Origin of the sequence: Paenibacillus sp. 1011MAR3C5 (assembly GCF_003591485.1) — a bacterium.
GTDB lineage: Bacteria > Bacillota > Bacilli > Paenibacillales > Paenibacillaceae > Pristimantibacillus.
On the sequence record NZ_QZCF01000003.1, the window covers coordinates 402,982 to 429,167 of the forward strand.

28 protein-coding genes are annotated in these 26,186 nt (G+C 49.6%); 21 read left to right on the forward strand and 7 right to left on the reverse strand.

Annotated features, from left to right (window positions below):
* From D3P07_RS27010 to D3P07_RS11605, 5 genes are all read left to right on the forward strand, one after another.
* On the forward strand, nt 1-2,607 hold the full coding sequence (locus D3P07_RS27010; protein WP_182914279.1) for a phage tail tape measure protein: 2,607 nt from the start codon (nt 1-3) through the stop codon (nt 2,605-2,607).
* A gap of 14 nt (nt 2,608-2,621) precedes the next feature.
* A complete protein-coding gene (locus D3P07_RS11590) occupies nt 2,622-2,981 on the forward strand; it encodes a DUF6711 family protein (protein ID WP_119800383.1) in 360 nt (119 codons plus the stop codon).
* Between the two features lies 1 nt (nt 2,982).
* A complete protein-coding gene (locus D3P07_RS11595) occupies nt 2,983-4,806 on the forward strand; it encodes a hypothetical protein (RefSeq protein ID WP_119800384.1) in 1,824 nt (607 codons plus the stop codon).
* Nucleotides 4,807-4,854: 48 nt separating this feature from the next.
* Nucleotides 4,855-5,361, forward strand: a complete 507-nt coding sequence (locus D3P07_RS11600; protein WP_119800385.1) for a stalk domain-containing protein — start codon at nt 4,855-4,857, stop codon at nt 5,359-5,361.
* Nucleotides 5,362-5,428: 67 nt separating this feature from the next.
* Nucleotides 5,429-5,746 (forward strand): hypothetical protein, encoded by a 318-nt coding sequence (locus D3P07_RS11605; protein ID WP_119800386.1) that lies wholly within the window; start codon nt 5,429-5,431, stop codon nt 5,744-5,746.
* Here the strand turns inward: D3P07_RS11605 and D3P07_RS11610 are convergent.
* Nucleotides 5,712-5,981, reverse strand: a complete 270-nt coding sequence (locus D3P07_RS11610) for a hypothetical protein (protein WP_119800387.1) — start codon at nt 5,979-5,981, stop codon at nt 5,712-5,714. The genes D3P07_RS11605 and D3P07_RS11610 overlap by 35 nt on opposite strands.
* Nucleotides 5,982-6,077: 96 nt before the next feature.
* Between D3P07_RS11610 and D3P07_RS11615 the strand changes: the two genes are divergently transcribed.
* The 4 genes from D3P07_RS11615 (at nt 6,078) to D3P07_RS11630 (ending at nt 9,612) form a co-directional block, all read left to right on the forward strand.
* On the forward strand, nt 6,078-6,272 hold the full coding sequence (locus D3P07_RS11615; RefSeq protein ID WP_119800388.1) for a hypothetical protein: 195 nt from the start codon (nt 6,078-6,080) through the stop codon (nt 6,270-6,272).
* Complete coding sequence (locus tag D3P07_RS11620; RefSeq protein WP_119800389.1) at nt 6,262-8,385, forward strand: SGNH/GDSL hydrolase family protein; 2,124 nt, start codon at nt 6,262-6,264, stop codon at nt 8,383-8,385. The genes D3P07_RS11615 and D3P07_RS11620 overlap by 11 nt, the downstream gene beginning before the upstream one ends.
* Nucleotides 8,386-8,495: 110 nt before the next feature.
* Nucleotides 8,496-8,957 (forward strand): phage holin family protein, encoded by a 462-nt coding sequence (locus tag D3P07_RS11625; RefSeq protein ID WP_119800390.1) that lies wholly within the window; start codon nt 8,496-8,498, stop codon nt 8,955-8,957.
* Nucleotides 8,950-9,612 carry an N-acetylmuramoyl-L-alanine amidase gene (locus D3P07_RS11630; RefSeq protein WP_119800391.1) on the forward strand — a complete coding sequence of 221 codons (663 nt, stop codon included), beginning with the start codon at nt 8,950-8,952 and terminating at the stop codon, nt 9,610-9,612. Before D3P07_RS11625 ends, D3P07_RS11630 begins: the two co-directional genes overlap by 8 nt.
* Before the next feature lie 927 nt (nt 9,613-10,539).
* Here the strand turns inward: D3P07_RS11630 and D3P07_RS11640 are convergent.
* The 3 genes from D3P07_RS11640 to D3P07_RS27545 all read right to left on the reverse strand — a co-directional run bounded on the left by D3P07_RS11640 (nt 10,540) and on the right by D3P07_RS27545 (nt 11,580).
* Nucleotides 10,540-10,818 carry a hypothetical protein gene (locus D3P07_RS11640; RefSeq protein ID WP_119800393.1) on the reverse strand — a complete coding sequence of 93 codons (279 nt, stop codon included), beginning with the start codon at nt 10,816-10,818 and terminating at the stop codon, nt 10,540-10,542.
* A 294-nt stretch (nt 10,819-11,112) separates the two neighbouring features.
* Nucleotides 11,113-11,349 carry a hypothetical protein gene (locus tag D3P07_RS11645; RefSeq protein WP_119800394.1) on the reverse strand — a complete coding sequence of 79 codons (237 nt, stop codon included), beginning with the start codon at nt 11,347-11,349 and terminating at the stop codon, nt 11,113-11,115.
* Nucleotides 11,350-11,454: 105 nt separating this feature from the next.
* Nucleotides 11,455-11,580, reverse strand: coding sequence for a hypothetical protein (locus D3P07_RS27545; protein ID WP_259391455.1), 126 nt, complete (start codon nt 11,578-11,580; stop codon nt 11,455-11,457).
* Nucleotides 11,581-11,701: 121 nt separating this feature from the next.
* Here D3P07_RS27545 and D3P07_RS11650 point away from each other — a divergent pair, with 121 nt between their 5' ends.
* The 7 genes from D3P07_RS11650 (at nt 11,702) to D3P07_RS11685 (ending at nt 17,117) form a co-directional block, all read left to right on the forward strand.
* Nucleotides 11,702-11,908, forward strand: coding sequence for an antitoxin (locus tag D3P07_RS11650; RefSeq protein WP_119800395.1), 207 nt, complete (start codon nt 11,702-11,704; stop codon nt 11,906-11,908).
* A gap of 80 nt (nt 11,909-11,988) precedes the next feature.
* Nucleotides 11,989-12,315, forward strand: coding sequence for a YolD-like family protein (locus D3P07_RS11655; protein ID WP_119800396.1), 327 nt, complete (start codon nt 11,989-11,991; stop codon nt 12,313-12,315).
* Nucleotides 12,316-12,766: 451 nt separating this feature from the next.
* Nucleotides 12,767-13,084 carry a hypothetical protein gene (locus tag D3P07_RS11665; RefSeq protein ID WP_119800398.1) on the forward strand — a complete coding sequence of 106 codons (318 nt, stop codon included), beginning with the start codon at nt 12,767-12,769 and terminating at the stop codon, nt 13,082-13,084.
* A gap of 3 nt (nt 13,085-13,087) precedes the next feature.
* The gene (gene uvsE / locus D3P07_RS11670) at nt 13,088-14,110 is read left to right on the forward strand and encodes a UV DNA damage repair endonuclease UvsE (RefSeq protein ID WP_119800399.1); all 1,023 of its coding nucleotides are present in this window, start codon (nt 13,088-13,090) and stop codon (nt 14,108-14,110) included.
* A gap of 2 nt (nt 14,111-14,112) precedes the next feature.
* The gene (locus D3P07_RS11675) at nt 14,113-14,931 is read left to right on the forward strand and encodes a sulfite exporter TauE/SafE family protein (protein ID WP_119800400.1); all 819 of its coding nucleotides are present in this window, start codon (nt 14,113-14,115) and stop codon (nt 14,929-14,931) included.
* A 130-nt stretch (nt 14,932-15,061) separates the two neighbouring features.
* On the forward strand, nt 15,062-15,916 hold the full coding sequence (locus D3P07_RS11680; protein ID WP_119800401.1) for an inositol monophosphatase family protein: 855 nt from the start codon (nt 15,062-15,064) through the stop codon (nt 15,914-15,916).
* A 34-nt stretch (nt 15,917-15,950) separates the two neighbouring features.
* Nucleotides 15,951-17,117 (forward strand): PQQ-dependent sugar dehydrogenase, encoded by a 1,167-nt coding sequence (locus D3P07_RS11685; RefSeq protein WP_119800402.1) that lies wholly within the window; start codon nt 15,951-15,953, stop codon nt 17,115-17,117.
* Between the two features lie 68 nt (nt 17,118-17,185).
* On the opposite strand, the gene D3P07_RS11690 is transcribed toward D3P07_RS11685, so the two are convergent.
* The 3 genes from D3P07_RS11690 to D3P07_RS11700 all read right to left on the reverse strand — a co-directional run bounded on the left by D3P07_RS11690 (nt 17,186) and on the right by D3P07_RS11700 (nt 20,471).
* Nucleotides 17,186-17,671: a GNAT family N-acetyltransferase gene (locus D3P07_RS11690; protein WP_119800403.1), complete on the reverse strand. Its 486-nt coding sequence runs from the start codon at nt 17,669-17,671 to the stop codon at nt 17,186-17,188.
* A 226-nt stretch (nt 17,672-17,897) separates the two neighbouring features.
* Entirely contained in the window at nt 17,898-19,208 is a 1,311-nt protein-coding gene (locus D3P07_RS11695; protein ID WP_119800404.1) for a glutamate-1-semialdehyde 2,1-aminomutase, read from the reverse strand.
* A 183-nt stretch (nt 19,209-19,391) separates the two neighbouring features.
* The gene (locus tag D3P07_RS11700; protein WP_119800405.1) at nt 19,392-20,471 is read right to left on the reverse strand and encodes an LCP family protein; all 1,080 of its coding nucleotides are present in this window, start codon (nt 20,469-20,471) and stop codon (nt 19,392-19,394) included.
* Nucleotides 20,472-20,736: 265 nt separating this feature from the next.
* Here D3P07_RS11700 and D3P07_RS11705 point away from each other — a divergent pair, with 265 nt between their 5' ends.
* The 5 genes from D3P07_RS11705 (at nt 20,737) to D3P07_RS11725 (ending at nt 26,087) form a co-directional block, all read left to right on the forward strand.
* Complete coding sequence (locus D3P07_RS11705) at nt 20,737-21,765, forward strand: ABC transporter ATP-binding protein (RefSeq protein ID WP_119800406.1); 1,029 nt, start codon at nt 20,737-20,739, stop codon at nt 21,763-21,765.
* Nucleotides 21,762-22,556: an ABC transporter permease gene (locus D3P07_RS11710; RefSeq protein WP_119800407.1), complete on the forward strand. Its 795-nt coding sequence runs from the start codon at nt 21,762-21,764 to the stop codon at nt 22,554-22,556. Before D3P07_RS11705 ends, D3P07_RS11710 begins: the two co-directional genes overlap by 4 nt.
* A 6-nt stretch (nt 22,557-22,562) precedes the next feature.
* On the forward strand, nt 22,563-23,354 hold the full coding sequence (locus D3P07_RS11715; RefSeq protein ID WP_119800408.1) for an ABC transporter permease: 792 nt from the start codon (nt 22,563-22,565) through the stop codon (nt 23,352-23,354).
* A gap of 21 nt (nt 23,355-23,375) precedes the next feature.
* Complete coding sequence (gene bcp, locus D3P07_RS11720) at nt 23,376-23,846, forward strand: thioredoxin-dependent thiol peroxidase (protein WP_119800409.1); 471 nt, start codon at nt 23,376-23,378, stop codon at nt 23,844-23,846.
* 600 nt (nt 23,847-24,446) lie between these two features.
* Entirely contained in the window at nt 24,447-26,087 is a 1,641-nt protein-coding gene (locus tag D3P07_RS11725; RefSeq protein ID WP_259391456.1) for a polysaccharide deacetylase family protein, read from the forward strand.
* The last annotated feature ends 99 nt before the right edge of the window (nt 26,088-26,186 follow it).

The following is a 26,186-nucleotide window of genomic DNA, read 5'->3' on the forward strand; positions in this document are numbered from 1 at the left end:
ATGGCGGTAGTACGCAACCTATTAATACGAGCTGGCGCGGATTTTTCATCTATGCGAAAGCAGATGGCGTCCGCACAAAAAACGGTTCAGGATTTTGGTAAGAAAGTGAACCGTACCATGGCAGCAGTTGGTACTGCCTTAGCCGGTTTAGGTGTCGGTATGGGCTTGAAATCAGCCATCAAAGATGCGATGGAATTTGAGGCAGCAATTGGGCAGATTAATCGCTTAATGGGCGAAAGTGCTGGAGTATTCACCAATTGGGCGTTGACCCAAGGCAAAGCTTTTGGTATGGCCCAATCGGAGGCAATCAAGTACGGTGCAGTATATGCCAACCTATTAAGTGGATTTAGTAGAGGGACCGAAGAGACGATGAATCGGACGCAAGACTTGCTTAAGGCTTCTGCGGTCGTCGCGAGCTCGACAGGGAGAACGATGGAAGACGTCATGGAGCGGATTAGATCCGGTCTATTAGGAAACACCGAAGCTATTGAGGATCTGGGTATTAACGTTAACGTTGCGCTTATCGAATCCACGAACGCTTTTAGACAGTTTGCGAACGGAAAGAGTTGGCAGCAGCTTGATTTTAATACTCAGCAGACTATTCGTTACTTCGCTATCATGGAGCAAGCTGCAAGTAAATACGGTAATGAATTGGCTCAGAACACAGCAACTAAGCAGGCCATATTTAACGCCCACCTTAAAGACGCCCGTCTATACCTTGGACAGGCGTTTTTGCCTATCTACAATGCTATACTGCCAGCCTTAACGCAAATGGCCCAAGCACTTGCGACTGCGACGCGTTGGTTAGCATCGTTTGTGCAAGCACTGTTTGGCACTAAGTCGGTAACGTCGCAACAGACCAACGCTTTAGGAGGTCAAACATCTGCTGTATCTGAAATGGGTGATGCCTACGAGAAAGCCGGCAAACAGGCAAAAGGATCGGTTGCGGGATTCGATCAAGTCAACTTAGTTGGTGGCAAATCAGGCGGCTCAGATGATAAGTCAGGAGCGTCTGGTGTGGGAGGCGTGGCAGCGGCAGACACCGGGGCATTAAATGATGTTTCGCAAGCCTTGGATGGTGTAGCGACCAAAGCCCAAGAGATGGCTGCAAAGGTAAAAAAGGCTTATGGAAGCGTTTCGGACTTTATCAAGAAACACTCTGATATCATCATCGCTGCACTTGCTGGCGTGGCTGTTGCTTTAGCCCTAGCATTTGGCGTCGCGAAATGGGGAGCCATTATAGAAGGGATTAAGCGTTTCGGTGCAATTATCCTTACCGCGTTCCGGCTCACTCCAGTGGGACTACTCATAACGGCGATCAGCGCACTTGCAGCAGGTATCGTTTACCTTTGGCGAACAAATGATGGTTTTCGCGAAGCTATGATTAATGCATGGGAATCAATTAAGACTGCCATAAAAGGGTTCTGGGAGAACGTCATGGTCCCCTTTGGAAATTGGTTGCTTGAGGTTATGCCAATTGCTTGGGAGGCTGTTAAAAACGCCGCTATAGACGTTTGGGAAAGAGCTCTCGTCCCGCTAGGTAACTTCTTAAAATGGCTTTGGGATAACGTATTCGTCCCGTTTGGCGCTTGGTTGATGGACGTCATGCCGAAAGCCTGGGACGCCGTCGTTGTAGCTGCAATGTGGCTCTGGAAAAATGTCCTAGTCCCTTTTGGAGATTTCTTGAAGTGGTTATGGAAAGAAGTGCTTGTCCCGATTGGTAAAGTTATCGGTGAAGCCTTAGCAATTGCTTTTGATAAAGTAGCTAAGATCGCAAAGTCGTTTTGGAAAGAAGTATTGGTCCCTCTTGGTAAGGCTTTAGCTGAGATGTTAGGCCCTGCTGTCGAGGCCGTAGCGGCGGTGCTCTCGTGGCTCTGGAAAAACGTCCTAGTTCCGCTCGGTGCTTTTATTGCGGCTATATTGATGCCGATTATCGAAGGGCTTGTAGCTATTTTTACGTTCCTCTGGAAAAACGTGCTTAAACCACTTGTGAGTTTTGTCGGTGACGTTTTGGTCTCTGTATTCACAAATGCGTTCAAAAGCATCGGAGGTATTATTGGCGGAGTTAAGGATATATTTGTAGGCCTCATGAAATTTATAACCGGCGTTTTTACGGGCGACTGGAAAAAGGCTTGGGAAGGCGTCAAACAGATATTCAAGGGTGTATTTGACTCGCTCTGGTCCATAGTCAAGTTCCCGCTGAACCTCATCATCGACGGTATCAATGCCATGATAGGCGGTCTTAATAAGATCAGCTTTGACATACCGGATTGGGTACCTGGATCAATGGGCGGCAAGAATTTCGGCATCAACATTCCAAAGATACCGAAACTGGCGGTAGGTACAAACTATGTCGCGGATGATGGTTTGGCATTCCTTCATGAAGGTGAGGCTGTTGTGCCGAAGAAGTACAACCCAGCAGCAGGCGGTGAAATGCCTACATCGGATATGAGGAGTGTTGAGAACTTGCTCACCAAGATTTTGCGGGCAACCGAAAAAGGCGGCAATATGACCGTAACAATGTCCCAAACTACATTGACCAGGATGATAACCGAGGCCATGCGCGGCGAGCAAGCGAGATCGGGCAGAGCCCCGATACCGACGTAACGAGGAGGGGGAGCATGGATCTAAAGATAAATGGACAGATCATCGCCGCCAAGCCATATCAATTTAGTGTCACAGTCCTTGACCTGGACGACGCAGACGCGACAGTCCGGACAGCTAATGGAACATTTAACCGGGATAGAGTTGCCGTAAAAAGGCAAATTGACATGACGTTTAACCCGTTGCCATGGAAGACAGCATCAGCGCTGCTCAAGCAGATGAAGGACAGTTTCTTCCAAGTTTACTACCCTGATGTGATGACAGGCGAGTATGAGACGAAAACGTTTTATGTGGGGGATCGTCCTGCACCAGTTGCGATTAGTCGAGATGACGGTATCTGGTGGGGGCAAATACAAATAACGTTGACGGAGCAATGATATGTATCCAACTTCTGAATTATATAGAATGCTGCTCCTGAGACCTGACCGGGAGTTTTTAGTCAAGGTCGATGTGGGCGGGACAGATTATGGAATGAACGAGATCGTGGATATGTTGATTGAAACAAACCTTCTCGCTTCAGACGAATTTGAGATCGGGACGGTGTTTCGATCCCGGTTAACCCTGCGCATGAGGCTTAACGGGGCGGTTCCGAACAACGCCCGTATCATCCCTTACACCGCATTTGACAGTTCCGTCATGACTTGGGAACAAGCAATTATCCCTTGGGATAAAGCGGACATAGCATGGGGCGGCGGGGCCGGAGAATGGTTGCCGTTAGGCGAGTATTATATCAATAAGCGTCAAAAGGTTAATGACGTTTGGGAATTTGAATGCTATTGCAAATTAATCTGGACAGAACAGCCATATGTGTCGAACCTGACCTATCCAGCGAAAATGCAAGACGTATGGGATGAAATCTGCACACATCTCAACTACACCTATGATAGTACGGTGCAGATTAACCCATCCTATATGGTTCCATTTAAGCCCGTAGGCATGACGTGCAATGAGGTAATGGGTTATATTGCTGGCGCTAACTCTGCGAGCGTACGGACTGGCAAGGATGGGAAAATCCAGTTCGCCCAATTCACATCAGTTTTCAAACCTGTTTTAGACCTGGCTGATGCGCAATATATGAGAGCAGCTCATACCAACCCAATCAAGGAGTATACGCGATTTGTCGTTACCTATGATGACGAACAAGATCTAGTGTATGAGGCTGGGTCTGGTGATGAGGATCGGACTTTATATTACTACAACCCGTTTATGACGCAAGAGATAGTAGACGATCTGGAGACCACTTTAGGCGGTTTCAAATACCAACCGCTAGAAATGGATGCCCGAGGATATCCTCCACTCGATGCAGGGGATTGGATCGGTTATGAGGTATATGAAGGGACATCATGGAGGCAGACCATTACCCCATGGCAAGACACGAATATTCCTTGGAATGGTATGGTCCAGTATGGTTCGATTCTATTTTCCATTCGGCTTGGTTATCATGGTGGTTTTAAAATGCTACTTGATGCACCGAGCAAGTCACCTCAACAATCAGAATTTGTTGTGGAGGGACAATTAACCAAAAAAGTTAATCAAATCAATAAAGAAGCCGTAAAGCTTGGCCGAAACTATTACGGCACCCGAACGTCTCGCGAAGAAGGCTTTGTTGTTGAGACAGAAGGCGGATCCGGTAAGGGTATCTTTAACTCCGACGAGCTCTCATTCTGGGCTGATGGAGAACGAGCTCTGTGGTTTGACATCCCAAATAAGAAGTTTATATTTTCCGGTACTTTGGAGGGCGTTGACGGGACGTTCAGTGGCACAATAAGTGCTTCTGAAATAAACGGCAGCACAATCAATGGCGGCGGCATCTACGGTGCGTATATTGCAACGGGACTTGGGACATATCCGTTTGTCGAGCTGTCCAACACAAATAATTTGATTGCCGCTTATGGAGATGCGAACAAATACGTAAAAATAGAGTCTAACCTCGATAACCTGGGTGCTCCAATGATCCGATTCGGGTTCAATGGTAAGGAGACTTGGTTAGCGCAAATCAGCAGCGGCTTCTTGATATTTGGTCCCGATAGTAACGTCACCTATACCGTAAATAATCTCCAATTGGGCGAAAGCGTACAGGTTGGCGGCGGCGCTATGGTGTTGGGCTCTTATGGCGTGCCTGCTGCGACTGACCCTGATGATGCAGTTGTAAGGCTTAATCAACTGATTGCATTATTAAGTAGCATGGGTATATTGGCATAATTCGACAAATAACCTATAATAGTAGAAAAGCTATTATGAGGTGATATCGTGAAGAAGATCATTATAGGATTTATTGCTGGCGTTATATTCGCTACTGCCGGTACAGTTATGGCTCAGACTGCTATTGAAAAAATTACTGCTACTGTTAGAACAGACTATTCGGTAGAGGTGGACGGTAAGAAAGTAGAATTGAATAATGCGCCGCTTGCCTACAACGGTTCTTCTTATCTTCCGGTACGCGAAGTGTCTGAGATGCTGGGTAAGGAAGTGGACTTCAAAGATGGGGTGATTATGCTGGATACTCCTGTAGCCAACCATGAGAGTAATCCTGTGGCTGATCCTGCCGGAGAGTTGGCTAGACTCGAGAAAAACCGAGCTACGGATGAAGCTAATCTGGAAAAAATACACGAACACATAGCAAAAGAAGGCGCCAATATGACTGAAAGACAAAAGGAAATTAACGCAGAAGCTATTCGGATAACCGAAGAGGCACTAGCAAAAACAGAACAAAAAATTGCCGACCTTCTCAAGCAGTACCCTGAACTAGCAAAATAAAATATCCAGAATATGCAGAGTCCGCGAAATAGCGGGCTCTTTTATTTTGGCAAGGAGGATGTTGAAGATGTCCAAATACTATGGAGTGACTGCACAGGAAGCGCCTACGGAGACATTTGAAGAGTCGATTCGCCGGATCGTGAGAGAGGAAATAGCCGCTGCTCGCCAAGAGGAACAGCAGCTATTGGAAACTAGTCAAGAAAACCCGAAAATCAATGATTTACGCCCGATTATTAAACATTTGCTTCATGTATTAGTTACGCATAAGGCTCCTGTTCATTCGTTAGAACGCATTTTAGAAGGCCTGAAAGAGGCAGCCTTGAACAGCACTATTGTTCAAGAGAGATGGGCTAACGATGATTATAAAGGTTATAATCGGCTATAAATTCTTTTCCATCTTCTGTAATACCGAAGTTATAAGCGCCGTCGACAGTTAGTACGCCGCTCGCAACTCTAACAGGGTATGCACCCCTGATATATCCGTACTGGCAGCATGATTCAAGTGCCTGGTCAAAAAGGTCATCCCCTAATTGGGACATGCACGAACTGAAATCTGCTCCATTTTGAATCTTGACAAGCAACTCATACTTGGCTTTTTCGAGATCTTCGTTATAAGACATAGTTAATTCCTCCCTTCTCAGAGTGATAGGCTCGACAACCTACCATTCGACACGATGGGAGGCTTTTCCTTTTAATCCAACAAAGGAGGCTCCACCGTGGCAAAACTTAAACAGGTAATTAAAGCAGAACTTGACCCGCGCCGCCCGGTGCCGGAGATTATGGCAGTTATAGAGGCTATGATTGTTTCCAATCCTGGGCATGAGGGACCAATCCTATTAGGGGTATATGACGCCGTTCAAACAGCCTTAGACAGAATGACCAAGAAAGGAGGAGTAACCAATGGCAAATAGATATTGTAACCTTGTAGGCGTTAACCGGATCAGCGAGGACTATCCTAGTATTACGGAGGGATTTGACGGGGTACAGCGGGATATGGACGCTGCGACGGCAGGCATCAACGATGTACAGGCCCAAGTCGATACGCTCGTTATAAACGGCGATAGCAGCCCAGCAGCAGCGCAGGCGGCGGTAGATGCTAATGGACACGATTACAAGAATCTTAAGGTCAGACTGGATACAGAACATACGCAACTTAAAAACAATAAAGCGGATAGATCAGAAGTAAATGCGCTTGCGACTGAGAAGGCAAATCAGATTGATCTAAACGCTACGAATGTAGTTGTCGCCCAAAAGGCGGATCAGACGTATGTAGACGAACAAATTGCGAACATCGGGGACGGGTCACCAAAAGAGACTTTTGCTACGTTCGCGGAGTTACAAACCACATACCCTACAGGTGCAATCGGCGTTTATTTGGTCGCGCAAAACGGACATTGGTATTATTGGAATGGAACGGCTTGGACTGATGGCGGGGAGTATCAAAGTGATGGTTTAGCGGATAAATCTGTCACACCAAAAAAACTATCGTTTCTTCCTGTTGTAGGTAAAGTAGGTAGAAATCTATTCAACAAAGATGATGTAGTATTAGATCGATATATAAATTGGGCAGCGGGTGACGAGAGGGCGAATACCGCATATGTTGCAAGTGTCTATATTCCGGTTGACTCCAATACAACTTATAATTTAAACCATAGCGAGCAACTAGCATGGTACGCAGCAGACCGCAGTTTTGTATCAGGCGTTAATAAATCTGGCAACGGTAGTATTACAATTACATCTCCTGCAACGGCTAGATTTATTCGTATATCAGTTTTAAAAGCGAACCTCAATATTGTGCAACTAGAAAAAGGAAGTATAGCAACAGCTTACGAAAGTTATGTAATGATTGATGACAACAAAATACAAAATGAGAGCATCGCTAAAGAAAAATTAGCTTTTGAAGTTGTTGTACCAATAACGAGTAAAAACCTATTTTATAAAGACAAGATTACAACTGGTTATTATATAGGGGGAATTGACGGAGTTTTAAAGCCTAACCCATCTTATTCGGTTTCTGATTTTATCCAAGTAGCACCGGATACATTCTACACTAGAAATTTTGTGGATTTAATGACCATTTACAACAGCGAAAAAATAGGTATTTCATTTACTAATACGACAACTGGTACAGCAACTTTTAAAATCCCTCCTGACGGTTATTTCATTAGAGTATCTCTACCAAATACCAGATTAAATTCGTATCAAATAGAGGAAGGTGAAGAGACAACCGAATATGAAAAAGCAGGCTCTTATTTAACACCCTCATACTTTGATTCAGCTACTGAAAATGCATTAAATAATTTAATATTGAATCCAACTCATAAAACCATTCATTCTATTATGTCTCCAATCCGAAAAAACAACGGCTTACAAATCAAACTAATTGGCGACAGCATCACACAAGGCGTTGGAGGCACTGGTTTTGCTCAAGACGGGTATAACTTTGTTGGAGACTATAGAGTCAACACGAAGGGTTACTGTTGGGCTAACTTATTGAGAGATTACCTACAAGAAAAGTTTATTTGTACGGTAAAAAATTGGGGAACAACTGGAAGAACATCGAGATTTTTAGTGGAAAACATTTTAACGTTGGTGGAATCAACGGATGATATCGTCATATGTATGATTGGAACAAACAATAGAAACCAAAGTGCCGGCCAAACTATCGATCAGTTTTATGATGACTTAATATATATCGGTAACTACGTCAGAGGGCTAGGAAAAGAAATTATTTTTATGAGTTCGATTCCGGCATCTATTTCAAATGAAACTGACGTAAATAACCCTAAAACATATCACATGGAGGATATAGATACTGTTATTATGTGTGCGGCGGCTTACTTTAGTATGGACTACATTAGTTTGTATAAAATACTTATGAGTTATTGTGATCAAAAAGGAATTACAATCGATTCGTTGCTAGGCGATGGACTACACCCTAATGATGATGGTTACACATTAATGTTTAATTTTGTTTGTGATGGTTTGGGAATCGGAAGGAAACGACCGAATGCAACATGGTAAAAACGGGGCTCCATCATTGGTGCTCTTTTTCGTTATTGAAGTTATTCGCATATCGCTAAGGGCTCCGGGTAACCGGGGCCTTTACTATTTTACTTGGGAGGAAAACAATCATGGTTAAACAATTACTTTCAACAATTATAACAGCAGTAGCCGGTGCATCCGGCAAAGAAGCAGCGTTCGGCGGAGCTATTGCCGCATCCGGAACAACAATCGCGGCAGCGCTCGGAGGGTGGGACATTGCTCTGAAAATCCTTATTTTTGCAATGGTATTTGATTATATTACGGGTCTCCTCGCTGCCATAAAGGAAAAGCGAGTCGATAGTGACGTAATGTTATGGGGTGGCATCCGCAAGTTGGTAGTGGGTGGAGTTATTGCATTCGCGGTGCTGCTGGATCAATTCTTTGGCAATGACGCTCCAGTGTTGCGGACAATCGCATTCTACTTTTATCTTGGCCGCGAAGGCTTAAGCATCGTTGAGAACCTTGGCAAACTCAACATCCTTGTACCAGATGGAGTTAAGGATAAGCTGCAGCAGCTCAAGGGCAAGGAGAGCGAACGTAGCGATGTATAAGATAGACCATATCAAGATGACAACGCCATGCAACCGTCGTCCAGGGACATACATGCAGCCGGAGTACATTACAATACACAATACAGGCAATCCCAAAAGCACAGCGGCAAATGAGAGGTCCTGGCTGACGAATCCATCCAATAATGTGACGGCATCATACCATATTGTCATAGACGAACGGGAAACGATTGAGTGCTTGCCTCTCAACGAGGTCGGCTGGCATGCCGGTGATGGTAAAAACGGAACAGGTAACCGCAAGTCAATTGGAATTGAGATTTGTGAGAGCGGTAACTACGCTAAAACTCTGGAACGTGCCGTCGAGCTCGTGGCAAGGTTACTTAAAGAGCGCGGTTGGGGCGTCGATCGGCTGCGCCGGCATTACGACTGGAGCGGCAAGAACTGTCCACGTCTGATGAATGCAGACGAGAAGTGGACGGGCTGGGCAGATTTTAAGACTAGAGTAGCCGCGAAGTTGCAGCCGGCTGTTGTGCCAGTAAGTGACCAGGTTACGATCGTAGTGAATGGTAATCTGCTGGATCAAAAAGGAACGCTTAAAAATGGCGTGACTACTGTACCGGTTCGTGGCGTTGCTGAGGCGCTAGGGGCGAGTGTGAAGTGGGACGGGGAGTCCCGGACGGTTTATATAAATAATTAGGATAAAAAATCCCGCTGGCCGTAATGGTTGGCGGGATTAATCACTCCACTCTAATAGCCTCCAGCCCTTCCACTGAGAAACCTTTTTCTTTCGTTTACCTTGAGCCGAATATTTTATCTTCATAATTCCATCGACGGCTTGAGTCAAAGTGCCGTCATACATGTGTGAGTTCTCACGTAGCCAGTTTTGTAGGTTCCGGCACTTAAAAATCTCGCCAGTGGGGGACTGGATTACCCATTCCTTGGCATGCATATGCGTATCAAATCTACCCGTCAAAGGGTGAGTAGGTAATTTTTCATGTGCTAGTGCAAGATTGTCCTTTAAATACGTTTTGCGTCGCCTATTTTCGGACGAACACTCTGTACTGCATGTTTTTGTATCACTGCTAGGTGGCGCATAGAAACTCTGATCACACACGACACAAACCTTTTTATTGGAGCGCAATGCGCTGTAACAGGCCATAGAGCAAGCATTTTTGTTACGTCCAAGCGGTTTCCTGCAAACAGGGCAAGTCATGAATTACTCCATCGCGCTTGGCACTTAGAGCAGTATGTTGTATGGCTAATTGTACTCCACCTTAAAGGCTTTGGGTTATCGAAGTCACCGCCACATTGGGGACACTCTCCATCAGCAATACGTTTCGCGCGTAAGCGTTGGCGGTACACTCTACTACGGCAACGGTCGCTGCAATAAGCTTGTTGCGGCGCATGAGCATTTGGGATGAAAGTTTTGTCACAGTCATGAGCCGTACAGTTTTTACGGATAATCTCCAAAAACTTCACCTCCATTTCAATCCACGCACAAACCTATTTTATTATCAAAGTGCAATATATGTAAAGGCCAGCATGGCTTCCAGCTCATAGGGCGGGATATCCGCGACGCCTCACGGCGTTTCGACCGGTTTCCCTCCGGCCATCATCAGGCGGGCTATTTTCTATAAAGCTCAATTTTCTTAAGATCATCTTCGATCTCAAAACCCACTTCTCTGATTCGATAACTAACTGTAGCATCAAAGTAATCAAATATTACAAGACCTCTATGGTTGCTGCCGTAAAGTCCTATCATTTCCTCAGTAATTCCCAATTCAGTTTTGGCCTTTTCTGCTGCGCTTTCGATTGATTCAGCATCAACAATTACCTGAGTGTCATAATTCCACTCTTCACTCATGCTACTGTTAAAATCCAAAAATACATTATACTTTGGCATGAATATGCAACCCCTTTATTGTTTTTGTGTTTTCAGTCTTTGGTTCATTGCTTCTTTATAAGACATCAGTCGCCTGAATCTCAATGACCCAGGCTTGCGGTCAGGATACTTCCACGCCGAATACTGCACAACTTTGTGTATATAATACCTTATCCGTTCGCTATGGTGCTTCATTTCCTTTTAATCCACCGTACCGCAGCCGCAACCATTACTACCGCAGCCAGTGCGGTTATAATCATGGATACTGTTTGCATCTCTCATTCCTCCCTGGAAGGCCCCGAAGGGCCTGTGTTATTAAATTGGCAAGTATTGATTAATATCATCTGATGGATCACTGCCGTGATCTACAGTTCCCGCATCCGTTAGTTTTTGTGCGAGCGCAAGGACATCTTTTTTGGTTCCTATCATTCTTACACCATCACCATCGGCTGCGGCCCAGCAATTGTTTTTTCTATCCCACACTGACCAAGAGCGGACTCTCCCGCTATCGTGATAACTGTATGGACTTGCTACATAGCGATTTTCAAACATCCCCATTACCTCCCCGCGTAAGCTCGCCAGCATATTTATATACGAGTTACTTTATGATAAGATTGGGAGGAAGGCCGGGTCGTGACCGACCTTCCAATGGAACCTTTAACGTTTGCCCCGACGGCGATGTTTGGTTCCTTTTTTATTGCCTTCTTTTCCAGCGGCTAAGTAAATCATGATTGCGGCTAGTAGCTGGATGATGCTGGAGAGAAGGCCAACCCAATCTTGCATGTTCTTGTCTCACCTCCTTTCTAAATCAATTATATACTCACGTGAGTATATAGTCAAGCGTTTTTGTACTTGCGTGAGTATATTATTCTTGCTATTATGGAATCAGAAGGTAGGTGTTGATATGAGCGAAACTAAAGGGTCAGCGGCGACAAGGGCAAAGAACAAATATAATGCCGCAAATTATGACAGATTGTATCCTTACGCTCCCAAGGGAAGGAAAGCTGTTTATGAAGCTGCTGCAGCAAAAGCAGGCGTAAGCTTGAATGACTATATACTTACTGCTATTGAAGAGAAAATTGAACGTGATAAATATGATTCCGGCAAATAGGTCGGAATTTTTTGTGCCTTGCAATTGGAACGTATGTTCGGTATATAATAGGAGCATAATCATATTCGGGGTGATGAACAATGCGTAAGAAACTTGAAGGTAACGGCCTATGGGAATCCAGCCGCATGATGCTGCCGGAGCACAAGGCGGCGCTCAACTGGCACAACGCCAACAAGGACAACAGGCAGCGGATCAGCCTGGATGACCAGGAGCTGGAGCAGATCGGCAGAAAGCTGACGGAAGCACTTAACAGGAGAACCATTGTGACGGTAAGACTCTATGATGAAAAAGAGCAGCTGCAGGTTGTGGGGATGGTCGACCGTATAAGTCAGCAGCGCAGGCAGTTTATGGTTAACGGGGACTGGTATCCACTGGCCGACATAGAGGGTGTGGACGATGTTGAGTGACCGGGCGCGAAAAGTGTTATCGGTCGTGTGGCATACATTCGGCCATGAGCAGGCTGATTACGTTGCTGGCATGCATTTAATATGTCAACGGAGTCGCTATACAGAGCAGCAGGTGCGCGACGCTCTCAATGAGCTGGTTAAAACGGGATACCTACATCATAAGGATGGCCTTACTCGGGTGTTGTGGGCGTCGCCACTGGACCGAGAGAAGCATGAGGGGCGACGATGAACCATCTTGTCTCTTTAATGTGTAATGTGATAAAATGTAAATGAGCCGAGGGAAAGCATCCCTGCGGCTCTTTTCTTGTTCTATAACAGGTTATAAAACGTATTACGAATTGCCCACACCATACCCACATTGTTGTTAAAACTACAGCGAATTATGGTAAACTTAGGTGAACATATAAATCGCCAAAAGCGTTGAATATACTGGTGAAGGGAACGGTTGCGAATGGGTATGAACTATGAATTCAATTCGGTATGCAAATTCAAGTCGGAGCAGGAGTTATATGAATTGTTGGAATACGGAAAGGGCAAAATGGTAAAGAGCGGGTTCCGCGTCTATCCAACGGGCCAGAAGGTCATTGCTTATACGCCGAATAATGAAGCCATTGCGATTGTGCGTATCTCGGCTTCGATTGCGGAAATTAATTTTCAGGGCGAAGAAGTGACGCAAGTGGAGATGGAACTGGTACGCAAGCTGACGGATGAGGAAGCGCGGATCCAGACGGCTCTGGCGTACGAGATGTTTTTTGGAGAGCGGGGGTAATGTATGATTGTCAGATTCGGCTTCGTGGCGATGAGCCTGCTGCTGGAGAACGCCTCCCCATCCCGGACGATGACGTACAAAACGTTGTCCAATCTGGATGATCGGGAAGCAGGCCTAAGGCGGCTTGAGCGTATTGCGGAGGAGAACCTGACGAGCACGCTGCGTATCTTGAAGCATAGCCATGCCCATGATATTGCGATGTATCGTTTTTCATCAAAACTGATTCCACTTGCTACGCATGAAGATGTGGCGGATTGGGATGCCTATGCCCCATTGGCACCAGCCTTTCGTACTATTGGCGAGTATGTGAAGAAGACAGGCATGAGGGTGTCCTTTCACCCGGATCAGTTCTGTGTATTCAGTACACTGCGGCCGGAAGTTCTGGCGAAGTCGGAGCAGGATCTGGAGCATCATGTTCGTATGCTGGAGCTTATGGAGCTGGATGAGAGAAGCAAGTGCAATATCCACATCGGCGGAGCCTACGGCGACAAGGCCAGCTCTGGCGCAAGGTTCGTCGAGCAGTTCGGCGCATTGCCTGCGCGCATTAAAAACAGGGTTACGCTCGAGAACGACGATAAGACGTTTAACGTTATGGAAACCTTGACAGCTGCTGAGACGGCCGGTATCCCAATGGTGCTCGATATCCATCATCATGCCATCAATACGGGCGCCATCGAAGAGGACGAGCTTCATAACGGGCTGTGGCCTCGCATTTTGCGTACCTGGGAGCTGGAGCGCAAGCGTCTTGGTCTAGCCGAAGAAAGCGACCTGCCTCCGAAAATTCACGCATCCAGCCCGAAGAGCCTGTCCGATCCGAGAGGCCACGCCGATCATGTGGAGGCCGAGCCGCTGCTCCGGTTTCTGAAGGCAGCCGCGCGTAAGTGCTCGGCAGTCGATTGCATGCTGGAGGCGAAGAGCAAGGATGCCGCGCTGCTTCGGCTGATGGAGGATATGAAGGAGCTGGAGAAGAGAGGTGTAGGAGTCAAGGTCTTGGACGGAGCAAGCGTCGAGATTTCTCCTGATTAGCTATGGAATGGATTTTACTTGTATTGCTCGGCGTCGTCGCAGCTATGTTCGGCAGCATTGTGGGACTGGGAGGCGGCATCATCATCGTGCCGGCGCTGCTGTATACGGCTCCAGCCCTGATAGGATCCCATATCGACCATGCGGTTGCGGTAGGGGTATCGCTGTCGGTGCTCATTGTGACAGCGCTTGCATCGACGATATCCTATGCCAAAAGAGGATTGGTCGATAAGCGAAGCGCATTGCTGTTCTTTGTGACAAGCGGGCCTGGCGCCCTGCTCGGAGCTGCCATTACCGGCAAGCTGCCTATGGGGGTATTCCAGCTCGGATTCGGTCTGTTCATGCTCGGCATGGCAGGCCTGCTGATTGCTCGCGATTATATGAAACCGTTTTCGAAAGAGTGGCCGATCAAGCGAGAGCTGGTTGATGCATCGGGCATACGCCACAGCTATAGCTATGGCGTGCTTCCGGCGCTGGCTATCGGATTTGGCGTAGGGCTTATATCCGGACTATTCGGAATCGGAGGCGGGTCGCTGTTTGTGCCGCTTATGGTGCTCCTGTTCCGATTTCCGGCGCATGTCGCAACGGCTACCTCCATGTTTGTCATCTTTCTATCGTCTATATTGGGAAGCGGGATGCATGCTGCGCTTGGCGAGATGAACTGGCTGCTTGTGCTGGCTTTAGTGCCGGGTGCATGGATTGGAGGCAAGCTGGGCGCTTATATTGCCATGCGGATGAGCGGGAAGGGGCTGTTGTGGCTCCTGCGGGTAACGCTTATTGCGTTATCGATTCAGCTCATTTGGGAAGGGGTAGCTCATGTATAAATCCCGACATGCAGAAATGCAGGCGAAACGCAGCACGGGCTCCATACGTATTAAATATGATAGATGTGTTGCTGAAAATCCTATAACGCACCAGGGTTGACCAAATAATCGGCAAGGAGTGTGATACGGAGTGACGGAAGGGAACAACGCCTTCGTGGTTGGCGGCAAAAGCTTCACGGCTGTTGCCATCAACTGTGCGGCGAAGGCCGGGGAATGGATCATGACGAAGCTGGGCAACTACGCCAGCCTTGAAATCAAATATTCAGAGCATGACCTTGTCACCGAAGTGGACAAGGGTTCGGAGCGGCTCATCCGGAAGCTGATCGGCACGCACTTCCCCCATCATTCGTTTCTGGGGGAGGAAGGCTGCGAGCCTGGACCGGAGGCTTCTGCAAAGGCGCTGGAGGAAGTCAGCGATTCGGAATACCTATGGATCGTAGACCCGATTGACGGCACAACGAACTTTGTGCACGGATTTCCGTTCTTCTGCGTGTCCATCGCGCTTGCTTATCAGGGAGAAGTTATTGTTGGCGTCGTCTATGATCCTGTGAGGGATGAGCTGTTCGTCGCCGAGAAGGGCAAGGGAGCCTATGTGCATGGCAGACGCATGCAGGTGTCGACTGACCGGACGCTGAAGGAGAGCTTGATTGCAACCGGATTCCCTGCGGACCGGAATGATGCGCTGCCCATTAATTTGCGGGGAATCAGTGAGCTTGCTCCGCAAGTGCGCAACCTGAGACTCGCGGGATCGGCTGCGCTGCATCTCGCATATGTTGCTGCGGGGCGGCTAAGCGGATTCTGGGAAATCGGCCTGAATAGCTGGGATATGGCTGCAGGCGCGCTGCTTATTCAAGAGTCGGGCGGGCTTGTGACCAATACGAAAGGCGATTCCTATTCGCTTGGCGTGCGCAACGTTGTGGCGAGCAACGGCCACTTGCATGAAGAGCTGCTGACAGCATTGGTTAGGGCGGAAGCGACAGGGTAAGGATGATCCAAGGATAGAACAGGGGGCAGGAGAGATGAACACGCAATGGATCAAGCTTGGGGCTGCAGCGATGACGCTGGCGATTGTGATAGCGGGATGCAGCCGTTCGGACGCGCCGTCTGAGGAGAACGGGCCATCGCCATCTGCTGCTGCGGAGCAACCATCGTCAGGCGACTCCAACGGTGAAAAACCTGCGCCATCCGAACCGGCAGGAGAACCTTCGTCCCCAGCAGCCTACAATGGCACGGTCAGCGCGGGCTTGCGCATTCCGTGGTCGATTGCCTTTCACGGGAATGAGATCTATTTGAGCGAGCGGGAAGGAAACATCGTGCATATTAAGGACAGCGATATCGACCGTCAGACGGTCCGCCTGGGCAAGGCTGTCCACCACGATGGCGAGGGCGGATTTCTGGGCTTGTTGCTGGCACCGGATTTTCAAGAGTCCGGACTAGCCTATGCCTATCATACTTATCGCGGACCCGGAGGGACGCTGAACCGTGTCGTTCTGTTGAAGAAGGAAGGATCGGAATGGGCCGAGGAGCGTGCGCTGCTGGAAGACATTCCTGGCGACCTGTATCATAATGGGGGACGGATGGCTTATGGTCCCGACGGCATGCTCTACGTAACGACGGGTGACGCACAGGAGCAGGCGTTATCACAGAACAGGGACAGCCTTGCGGGGAAAATATTGCGCATGACGCTAGATGGCGCCGTGCCGGAGGATAATCCGATTCCAGGCTCGTATGTCTATTCATACGGCCATCGCAATCCGCAAGGATTGGCGTGGACGGAGGATGGCGTCATGTACAGCACGGAGCACGGACCGTCGGGAAGGCCCGGCGGCCATGACGAGATTAACCGGATTGAACCGACTGGCAACTACGGATGGCCGGTCGTCATTGGCGATGACAATCGAGACGGCATGATAGCGCCGCTCTATCATACAGGCGACGAAGCGATCGCGCCTTCCGGCACGATCATCGATGATCAAGGGAGACTGCTCATAGCAGGACTGCGCGGCGAAGCGATCTATCGCTATACGCCTGAGAGCGGCGAGCTGGAAACCCTTCATGAGGGCGAAGGCCGAATACGCGACCTGGTGCTGAGGGACGGGACTCTTTATTTCATAACGAATAACCGTGACGGACGAGGTGCGCCTTCCAGCACGGATGACCGCCTTATCGCTATACCATATGAATAATGAGATCGTCATAGATAAGGGAGGCAAAGCCGCTATTCGCGGACTTGCCTCCCTTTTGTCGTGGCGTATTACACCTCAATCATTTTGTACATGAAAATATCATCGACGTAACGACCGTTCATGTGGAATTCCTCAACCAGCTTGCCCTGTACTTGAAATCCGCATTTCTCATAGAAAGCAATGGCAGACGCGTTCGTTGAGAGAACGCGGAGCGACAGCTTGCGTTTGCCGTTACGCTTCGCCCAGTCATATGCGGCATTAAGCAGCAGTCTCCCGGCACCGATGCCTCTGAACCGGGAATCGACGCCAATGGCCAGCTCGATGACATGCTTGTTCGATTCCAGCTTGGTCGGTTGCTTCAGGCTCACATAGCCGCATAGCTGGCCATCGCATATCGCGACAATCTCGGAGCCTGGCGAATGATATTGTGCGTATTCCTCCGCGCTGTCCCAGTGAATCGGGGCAGGGGATGTGTCGTCGTTCCAGAGCCCGTTGTTCAGCTCCGCAAGCGCAGCGAAATCGCCGGCTTCCGATAAGCGGGTGGTGACATTCATGATGTGTGCAGCTCCTCTCTTATAGTATAAGTTCAAAAAGTCCGGTTTTCAGCATCGAGAAGATTGGATGAAGCTAGGAAATGAGGAGCGGAGCGTAGTAGAAGCTACGTGAGCACCGGAAGTTCCAGCTGAATTCAATATTCGATGTCGAGTAGGCTTCCCGTCTGCTTCGTGATCAAAAGTGGACTTTTTGAACAACCTCTTATAGTGTGAGTTGAACAACCTCTTATAGGGATGCCATGGCGTGATTCGCCGCTTCAATCGTAGTTTCAATGTCCGCATCCGTATGAGCGGTCGTCAAGAACCAGGCCTCGTATTTGGAAGGGGCGAGATTGATGCCCTGATCCAGCATGAGGCGGAAGAACTTGCCGAATCTCTCGCCGTCGGTATCCTGCGCTTCGTCGTAATTCGTAACGGGATGATCGCAGAAGTGGGCGGAGAAGGAGCCTCTAATCCCATTGACCGTAAGCGGGATGCCATTCTTCTTGGCTGCGGCAAGAAGGCCCTCGGAGAGCTTCGAAGCGAGTCCTTCCATCCGGTCGTAAATGCCCGGCTCCTGCAATACTTCCAGGCAAGCGATGCCTGCTGCGATGGAAGCCGGATTGCCCGCCATCGTGCCCGCCTGGTAAGCAGGGCCAAGCGGAGCAACCTGCTCCATAATGTGGCGGCGTCCGCCATACGCGCCAATCGGCAGCCCGCCGCCGATGATTTTGCCCAGCGCCGTCAAGTCCGGCTCGATCGCCGCATGGTCGGGAAATGCCTGATAGGTCTGTGATGAACCATAGTGGAAGCGGAATGCGCTGATGACCTCGTCATAGATGACCAGCGCGCCAGCCTCGCGAGTCAGCTTGCATAGGCCCTCCAGGAAGCCCTCATGCGGCATGACCATGCCGAAGTTGCCGACAATCGGCTCGACCATGACTGCTGCCGTATCGTCCCCCCAGCGCTGGAGCGCCTCTTCAAGCGCAGCCAGATCGTTGAAGGGTACTGTGATGACTTCATGGGCGATGCTGGCCGGGATGCCTGCGCTGTCTGGAATGCCGAGCGTGGAAGGTCCCGAACCTGCGGCTACCAGGACGAGGTCGGAATGGCCGTGGTAGCAGCCGGCGAATTTAATGATTTTGTTGCGTTTGGTATAAGCTCTGGCTACGCGAATCGTCGTCATAACGGCCTCCGTGCCGGAGTTCACGAAGCGGACCTTGTCCATCGACGGGATGGCTTCCTTCAGCATGCGGGCCAGTTTAATCTCCAGCTCCGTCGGCGTGCCGTACAGCGTGCCGTTCTGCGCGGCGCGTACGATAGCTTCTGTAATGTGGGGATGGGCATGACCCGTAATGATCGGACCGTAAGCTGCCAAATAATCAATATAGCGATTGTCATCAACATCCCAGAAATAAGCGCCTTCAGCACGCTTCATGAATACGGGAGCGCCTCCGCCTACGGCCTTGAATGAACGGGAGGGGCTGTTCACGCCTCCTACAATATGCTGCAGAGCCTCTTGATAGAGAGACTCGGATGTGGGTCTATGCTTCGACATGTGGTTCATTCCTTTCTATTCATGCAAGCTTAGCTATCTATTACATGTGAAACGACGGGTCCTGCGAGTCTGCATCGTGCTATCATTCATCCCCGTGTCCGCTCGTCCAACTTCATTAGTGTAACCGAATCGGGGAAAGAGAAAAAGAGCACGAGATGTGCTCTTTCACCAAGGGCTTATACGTTAGCTGCGGCTTCCCGTGCTGCCCGACACGCCTCCGCTGCTTGCCGAGCCGCTGGAATTGCCGCCATTCGCATCAGGCGTCTCCGATGGCACCGGTATCGTCTCGTCGGTCGATAGAATCTCCTGGACGTAGCCGCGAAGGGCATCCGCATCTCGAATGCCAATGACGGAGGCGCCGCCGACGGTTTTCTCTTCCACTAGCTCCATAGGCGGGATTTGCGCTGAGCCGCCGACATGGCTGTCAACGCCAAGCTGTCCAAGCTTGAGCATATCGGTGACGCTGAGGTTCGTCTCGATATAAGGCGAGACGCTCTCCAGGATTTCCTTCATCCGAATGAGGTTCCAAGTGGACTGAAGCTCCTTGGCGACAGCCTTCAGGAAATTACGCTGCCGCTCTGTCCGCGTATAGTCGCTCATGGCGTCGTGACGGAAGCGGACGTATTGGAGCGCCTTATCTCCATCAAGCAGCTGGTAGCCTTTTTTCAGATTAATATCGTAGCGGTTTTTGTCCGCATTGTCTGTGTAGCGCATGTCCTTCTCAACCTCGAAGTAGATGCCGCCGATCGTGTCGATGAGCGACTTGAACCCTTCAAAGTCGGTGTAGACAAAATATTGAATTTCAAGTCCGAGCAGTTCGCCGACGGTCTTCATCGCAAGCGACGGTCCGCCTATCGTAATGGCGGAATTAATCCGGCCGCGGTAGCCTTCAATTTCACCGTACGTATCCCGCAGGACGGAGAATAGATGGGCTTTTTTTGTAACGGGATCGAAGGATGCGACAAGTATGGAATCGGAGCGGGCGATTTCGCCTTCTTGGGCATCGCGTGCATCTCCGCCCAGCAGCATGATGTTGACGCGCTCTTTGCCTTCCCATTTTGGAATCTCAACCGTTTTGTCCGGCTCTATATCCTTGAATATCGAGTCTTCCGGCTTCTTCTGGAAGCTGTCCAGCTCCTTGATGATACCGGCGCCCCATACAGCAACTCCTGCCAGAATGAGCACCACAACGACCGAGAGACTTATCCATACCCATTTCCATTTATTTTTGTTTTTGTTTTTGCTGCTTGACCGAGTACGCATTGCGTTCGTGGGTCTCCTTTCACTATACGCCGATTAGAATTGTTCCGTATCCGATGTTGTCCGCCTGTATGAATGGAACATATCCGCACCCTGATGGAATGGATGGATCGGTTCTGCACAGTTTACGCATCGAGATAACTGATGTATGATTACATATCATAAAATTATAAAGCTCAGGACCAACCTGATGCAAGTTTTATCAAATAGGGAACAATATAGTCGCTATTTCCCAGGAAATGTCGAAGCGAGAGGAGCTGTTAACAGTATGCTGGCGATAGACGTCAAGGATCTGCGCAAAGATTTTCGCGTGCAAAAAAACCGCGAAGGCTTGTCTGGCGCGCTCAAAGATCTGTTTAAACGTGAGTATAGAGAAGTAAGGGCAGTCAAGGATATTTCTTTCCAGATTCCGCAGGGCGAGATATGCGGCTACATAGGGGAGAACGGGGCAGGCAAGTCGACGACGATCAAGATGCTTACCGGCATTCTCGTCCCGACGGCAGGCGAGCTGAAGGTGAACGGCTATGTGCCCTATAGGGATCGCGAAAAGTTCGTTAACGGCATTGGAGTCGTATTCGGCCAACGCTCGCAGCTTTGGTGGGATATTGGCGTCATTGAGTCATTTCAGCTGCTCCGCAAGGTATACAGAGTGCCAGAGGCTGACTTCCGCAGACGGCTCGATAATCTGGTGGAACGGCTGCAGCTCGGTGATCTGCTGAACCGTCCTGTCCGCAAGCTGAGTCTCGGTCAGCGGATGCGCTGCGAGCTTGTAGCGTCGCTGTTGCATAATCCTTCTATTCTGTTTCTGGACGAGCCGACGATCGGTCTCGATATCGTAGTGAAGACGGAGATTAGGGATTTCCTGATGCAGATGAATAAAGAGGAAGGCACGACCATTCTGCTGACCACCCACGACTTGCAGGATATTGAAGCGTTATGCTCCCGAGTCATTATGCTGGACGACGGCCGCGTCATCTATGACGGCGGATTGAACGAGCTAAAGACGAAGTGGAGCAAAGGGCGGGAGATTCAGTTCCAATTCGCCAATCAGACGCCAATCGCGAAGCTGAAGCAATTGACGGAGGGCATCAACGTGGGCTGGACCATCGAAAACGATGTAACGGCCAAGCTGTTCGTTCCGCATGAAGTAAGCGTGTCGGATGCGATGGCAAGAGTTGTCGGAGGAGCCGATATTCGCGATATTAAAATTTTCGAGACGAATACGGATGAAATTGTCAGAGGCATCTATCAATCGGGCTCGGCGGATGTCGCCAAGAAGGAAGTCGCAACGTCATGATGAGCGCGTACATCGATTTTATCCGAATCCGGTTTCTCATGATGCTGGCTTACCGGGTTAACTATTATAGCGGCATTATTATTTATGCGATTAATATTGGCGCTTACTACTTCCTGTGGCAGGCAATCTACGGAAGTCAGGATACGCTTGCGGGCTTTACCGTGGCTCAGATGACGACCTATATCGCCGTATCCTGGATGGCGCGGGCCTTTTACTTCAACAATCTGGACCGCGAGATTGCCAATGAAATCAGGGACGGCAGCGTAGCGGTTCAGTTGATCCGTCCTTACAATTATCTGTTTGTGAAGATGATGCAGGGGTTCGGAGAAGGACTGTTCCGGCTGCTGCTCTTTATGGTGCCGGGCCTCTTCATTGTCTGTCTGATCTTCCCGGTGTCGCTGCCTACCGATCCGAAGGTATGGCTGATCTATCTTGTCATGCTGTTCTTCAGCTTTCTGATCAACTCTCAGATCAATATCATGACCGGCCTGTTCGCATTCTTCGTGGAAAATAACGAAGGCATGATGCGGATGAAGCGTGTCATGGTCGATCTGTTCTCCGGCGTAGTGGTGCCGATTGCGTTTTTCCCCGGCTGGCTGTCGGGCATTATGGAGTGGCTGCCGTTCCAGGCAATCACGTATTTGCCAAGCTCCTTCTTCACAGGCAGGACGCCGCTTGAGGAGGCGGGAAGCGTCATGCTGCTGCAGCTGTTCTGGTTCCTGCTGCTGCTTATTCCGATCTGGCTGACATGGCGTGCGGCGCGCAAGCGGCTGTTCGTGCAAGGAGGGTAACTGAACGTGAGATACGCATCGTTATTTTGGGAATATATTAAGAACTACGCCAAAACCCGGCTTACCTATCGGGCCGACTTCTGGATTGAGGTTATCTCCGACCTGTTATTTCAGGGGATGAATCTGATCTTTATTCTAATCGTGTTCCAGCATACGGCATCGCTTGGCGGATGGTCGGAGCTGGAGGTGGTCTTCGTCTACGGCTTCTTCATGATTCCGTACGGCATCTTCGGTACACTGTTCAGCATCTGGAACTTCAGCGAGCGCTATATCGTAAAGGGAGAGATGGACAGGGTACTTACCCGGCCGGCGCATAGCCTGTTCCAGGTATTGTTCGAGAATGTCGATCCGCCATCGCTGATCGGCTCCTTCGTCGGTGCGGGCATCATGGCTTATTGCTGGTCGCAGATGGGACTGCCGTTCAGCGTGATGGATGTGGTTATGCTGTTCTTGTTCATCATTGGCGCGGTCTTGATCTATGCAGGCTTGTACACGGCGCTGAATGCGATCTCGTTCTACAGCGACGCGCCGACGGGCATCGTTCCGCTGATGTACAACATTCAGAACTATGGCCGCTATCCCGTCAACATTTACAATAAAATCATCCGTTTTATGCTGACCTGGCTACTGCCATTTGCTTTTGTCGGCGTTATTCCGGCTTCTTACTTCCTGGAGCAGAAGAGCGATGATATCTCTCAGCTGGCGCTGCTTACGCCGGTGATGGGCCTGATCGTATTCGGACTGGGACTGGCCTTCTGGAATCATGGCGTGAAGCGGTATCGCGGAGCGGGTTCATAGCATTAGGAAGGAGGGCATGCAATGACACTTGAAGTGGGGAAAAAAGCGCCAAAGTTCAAGCTGCCGGCTTCGAACGGAGAGACGGTATCCCTGATGGAGCTGAGAGGGCGCAACGTGGTGATTTTTTTCTACCCGAAGGATATGACGGCGACCTGCACGGTGCAGGCTTGCGACATGAGGGATGTCTACTCCGAGTTTGTGGACGCCAATACGGTCGTGCTTGGCATAAGCGGGGACAGCATCAAGTCGCATAAAAATTTTATCGCGAAGAAGGAGCTGCCTTACTTGCTGCTTGCTGATGAGGACCACCAGGTTTGTGAGAAATACGGCGTGTGGCAGCTGAAGAAGCTGTACGGCAGAGAGTATATGGGCATCGTTCGTTCGACGTTCTTGATTGATGCCAAAGGCAACCTCGTTCGCGAGTGGCGCAAGGTCAAGGTGAAGGGGCATGCGCAGGAAGTGCTGGATGCGGCGCGCAGTCTGAACAAGTGAGGTTGCTGTACGGCGCCTTTACATAGCAGGCTGTATAGGTATAGGGGGCGGCTGCCCCCATGCGCGCTGGAAGCTGCGCGCCCAAGTGAGAAGAGCGAGACCGACGTTGAAAAGCGTCGGTCCTCGCTTTTTTTGTTTAATAAGGACTGTAAAGTTGAGGGAGTATGGAGCAGGGGATAAGTCGGTGGGACCGACTTAAATGCTGTGCTGGTGCGGAGGAGCGTTGAATAAGTCGTTGAGAGCGACTTAAAAGCCTGGTGGAGCGGGCGAGTGTGGAATAAGTCGGTGGGATCGACTTAATTGCTCAGATGAAGCTGCAGGAGTAAGAAGCAGCCCGGTAGTCACCGGCTTATTTAATCTAGTTAATCAATAGAGTAATCAAATCAGTCGCCGAGATTGGTTCAGACGGATTCATAGGGTTAAGCAATGTGTGGAAACAAATCGAATAACAGCGCATGAGCGCTGAAGAATGAGCCTCGGAAGAGGCTTTTGGCATAGGTGTGAAATTAATATTTAGTGGCATTTACTAGAGAATTGTTTCATATACTCTATCAATTCGAATAAGAACCATTTTGATGATAGAGAAGGGTGGAAATGACGATGCGTCGAGTAGTGAAGGCATCTATTTGTGCGGCGGTATTTTGGTTTGGCGTGATGGAATTTGGAGGCGGTCTGCTGTACAAGGGCGAAGCGGCGCGAAGCATGGGTCAGACAGGCTATGTACAGACCGTGTCCCAACAATATGAAGCCCGCCCGTTGCTTGGAGAACCGGCATCCGATGAAGCTAAGGCGAATCCGGAGCCAGCTGTTGCTAATAACGAGAAGGAGCAGCAGCGTGATTTGCTGCGTGCGGACATGCAGCCGGATAACCCGAACGGCGCGCATGAGATAGGGGCTGCAGGAAACGGCAACGATGATAAATCGACAGAGAACCATAACGAGGATAAGCGCGATGACAGCGCCGGCAAATCGGAGGAATCCAGCTCCGGGAAGGCGGAGCACAGCGATGGTGGTGAGAAGGCGGGGCAAAGCAATGGCGGGAAGAACGGGTATAACAACAGTGGGAAGGCTGAGCATAGCAATGGTGAAATGACGAGTCAAAGCAGCAATAATAGCACGACAGTTGACGGAGCCAGCGCCAAGCAGGCCTCCAGTACGGTGAGTCAGCAGCCCGAACCGCTGGCTTCCCAGAAGAAACAAGGGAAAGTAGTCTATCTGACGATCGATGACGGACCGAGCAAGTATACTCCTGAGGTGCTTGATATTTTGCAGCGCGAAGGCGTGAAAGCGACGTTTTTTGCGCTGGGCGAGCAAGTGGAGCGCAATCCCGACATTGCCAAACGAATCGTAGAGGAAGGCCATGCGATCGGCAATCATACCTACGATCATCATTACGATAAGCTGTACGGCAGCTTTGCTGAATTTGCGAATCAGGTCATGCGTACCGATGATGCGATTTATGCCGCGACGGGTGTGCGGACAACCTTGCTTCGGGCGCCGGGCGGGACGCATACGAATTTTGACCAAGGGTATTTTGATGCGCTTGGGGCAGCGGGGTACCATGTGCATGACTGGAATGTGGACAGCGGAGACTCCAAGCGCAGAGGCGTGCCGGCTTCGGAGATTATTGCGAACATTAAGAAATCCAAGCTGGCAGATACGCTGAATGTCCTCATCCATGACAGCGCGGGGCATGGGGAATCTGTTAAAGCGCTGCCTGCTATTATTCACTACTATAAAAATCTGGGGTACACGTTCGAGATCCTTGACGATAGCGTAAAGCCAATGCAGTTCCAACTGGCGAGCAAGCCAAAATGGGCAAGAGGGAAAGTGACGGATGGAGAGAAGGCTGCTATCGTCAACTTCGGAAAAGCGCTGGATGCTAGCGGATCGCGTCAGCATTCGGCAGAGAGAGAGCCTGCACTAATCGTACATCGCGGCGAGGAATCTCTTGTTTTGAAAGCAGGACAATATCGTCTCGTAGCGGGGTCAATCCATGTGCCGCTCCAAGAGCTGGTGGAATGGATGGGAGGCGCAGCGGAGCGGGATGAGCAATCCGGTGTTGTGGAAGCCAACCTGTCGGGAAAATCATTGTTCTGGATGATGGATTCATGGCCGCCAGCCGAACATACAGAAGCTCATCTCGATGTACCATTGCGTTCCACGCTTGGTGAATTCGGTATCGATATCGAAGACTATACGATGACGAAGGACCGCCGCGAGGTTTGGATCAAAGAGTAGAGGAAGGGGCGGAAAACCGCTAAACAACGGACAGAATGGGAATCTAGCAGGTCTAAAGGGTGATAAAGCTGGCGACACTGAAAAATAGATAGATTTATT

Coding starts and splice junctions, on each gene's coding strand:
- uvsE (WP_119800399.1), top strand. CDS start 13,088: ATGATTGTCAGATTCGGCTTCGTGGCGATGAGCCTGCTGCTGGAGAAC.
- D3P07_RS11655 (WP_119800396.1), top strand. CDS start 11,989: ATGCGTAAGAAACTTGAAGGTAACGGCCTATGGGAATCCAGCCGCATG.
- D3P07_RS11590 (WP_119800383.1), top strand. CDS start 2,622: ATGGATCTAAAGATAAATGGACAGATCATCGCCGCCAAGCCATATCAA.
- D3P07_RS11630 (WP_119800391.1), top strand. CDS start 8,950: ATGTATAAGATAGACCATATCAAGATGACAACGCCATGCAACCGTCGT.
- D3P07_RS11695 (WP_119800404.1), bottom strand. CDS start 19,208: ATGTCGAAGCATAGACCCACATCCGAGTCTCTCTATCAAGAGGCTCTG.
- D3P07_RS27545 (WP_259391455.1), bottom strand. CDS start 11,580: ATGCAAGATTGGGTTGGCCTTCTCTCCAGCATCATCCAGCTACTAGCC.
- D3P07_RS11685 (WP_119800402.1), top strand. CDS start 15,951: ATGAACACGCAATGGATCAAGCTTGGGGCTGCAGCGATGACGCTGGCG.
- D3P07_RS11700 (WP_119800405.1), bottom strand. CDS start 20,471: ATGCGTACTCGGTCAAGCAGCAAAAACAAAAACAAAAATAAATGGAAA.
- D3P07_RS27010 (WP_182914279.1), top strand. CDS start 1: ATGGCGGTAGTACGCAACCTATTAATACGAGCTGGCGCGGATTTTTCA.
- D3P07_RS11710 (WP_119800407.1), top strand. CDS start 21,762: ATGATGAGCGCGTACATCGATTTTATCCGAATCCGGTTTCTCATGATG.
- D3P07_RS11650 (WP_119800395.1), top strand. CDS start 11,702: ATGAGCGAAACTAAAGGGTCAGCGGCGACAAGGGCAAAGAACAAATAT.
- D3P07_RS11620 (WP_119800389.1), top strand. CDS start 6,262: ATGGCAAATAGATATTGTAACCTTGTAGGCGTTAACCGGATCAGCGAG.
- D3P07_RS11705 (WP_119800406.1), top strand. CDS start 20,737: ATGCTGGCGATAGACGTCAAGGATCTGCGCAAAGATTTTCGCGTGCAA.
- D3P07_RS11595 (WP_119800384.1), top strand. CDS start 2,983: ATGTATCCAACTTCTGAATTATATAGAATGCTGCTCCTGAGACCTGAC.
- D3P07_RS11675 (WP_119800400.1), top strand. CDS start 14,113: ATGGAATGGATTTTACTTGTATTGCTCGGCGTCGTCGCAGCTATGTTC.
- D3P07_RS11665 (WP_119800398.1), top strand. CDS start 12,767: ATGGGTATGAACTATGAATTCAATTCGGTATGCAAATTCAAGTCGGAG.
- D3P07_RS11725 (WP_259391456.1), top strand. CDS start 24,447: ATGCGTCGAGTAGTGAAGGCATCTATTTGTGCGGCGGTATTTTGGTTT.
- D3P07_RS11640 (WP_119800393.1), bottom strand. CDS start 10,818: ATGCCAAAGTATAATGTATTTTTGGATTTTAACAGTAGCATGAGTGAA.
- D3P07_RS11610 (WP_119800387.1), bottom strand. CDS start 5,981: ATGTCTTATAACGAAGATCTCGAAAAAGCCAAGTATGAGTTGCTTGTC.
- D3P07_RS11645 (WP_119800394.1), bottom strand. CDS start 11,349: ATGTTTGAAAATCGCTATGTAGCAAGTCCATACAGTTATCACGATAGC.
- D3P07_RS11690 (WP_119800403.1), bottom strand. CDS start 17,671: ATGAATGTCACCACCCGCTTATCGGAAGCCGGCGATTTCGCTGCGCTT.
- bcp (WP_119800409.1), top strand. CDS start 23,376: ATGACACTTGAAGTGGGGAAAAAAGCGCCAAAGTTCAAGCTGCCGGCT.
- D3P07_RS11625 (WP_119800390.1), top strand. CDS start 8,496: ATGGTTAAACAATTACTTTCAACAATTATAACAGCAGTAGCCGGTGCA.
- D3P07_RS11605 (WP_119800386.1), top strand. CDS start 5,429: ATGTCCAAATACTATGGAGTGACTGCACAGGAAGCGCCTACGGAGACA.